This window comes from Mesorhizobium sp. M7A.F.Ca.ET.027.03.2.1 (assembly GCF_003999175.1).
Lineage (GTDB): Bacteria > Pseudomonadota > Alphaproteobacteria > Rhizobiales > Rhizobiaceae > Mesorhizobium.
Window position 1 is genome coordinate 1 of record NZ_RZOM01001803.1, and the last position, 564, is coordinate 564.

The window sequence follows — 564 nt, forward strand, 5'->3', positions numbered from 1 at the left end:
AGCGTGCCCTGCGTTTCCATCCCGGCTGCTACTACAGGGATCTCTTTACGGGCGAGACGCGGACGCTTCCTGCCCTGATTGCTGCTGTCACCAACTTCGACGGGCAGATCACAGGCCTACAGCGCACTTGGCTTGATCCCTCGGGTCAAGGCAAGGCGCAACTCGCCGATCCACGCCGCTCGCTGGGTCACCTGTTTGGCAATGGTATCTGGCTAGGCCACGAGCCCCGTGCACCAGTCCCGGTTGTGGCCGCCGGCGAGGGCCTTGAGACGATGGCGTCGCTCCGGACGGTCATGCCGGCGCTTCCGGTGGCAGCCGCCACCTCGGCCAATCACCTCGCCGGCCTGATCTTCCCGCCTGGCTGCCGTCGCCTCTACATCGCAGCCGATGCCGACGCCGCCGGCCGGCACGGCATCGAGCGTCTCAGCCAGCGCGCAGCCGAGGCCGGGATTCTCGCCTTGGTATTGAGGCCGCAGCTCGGCGACTTCAACGACGATCTGCGTCATCTCGGCCCGGCCCATCTCGCGGCATGGCTCAGCGACCAGCTTGTCCCGGAGGATGCCC

The 564-nt window shown here is 67.2% G+C and carries 1 protein-coding gene; it reads left to right on the forward strand.

Annotated features, from left to right (window positions below):
• Positions 1-564: toprim domain-containing protein (locus tag EN750_RS38165; protein ID WP_189526856.1), on the forward strand; the 564-nt coding region annotated here is incomplete at both ends.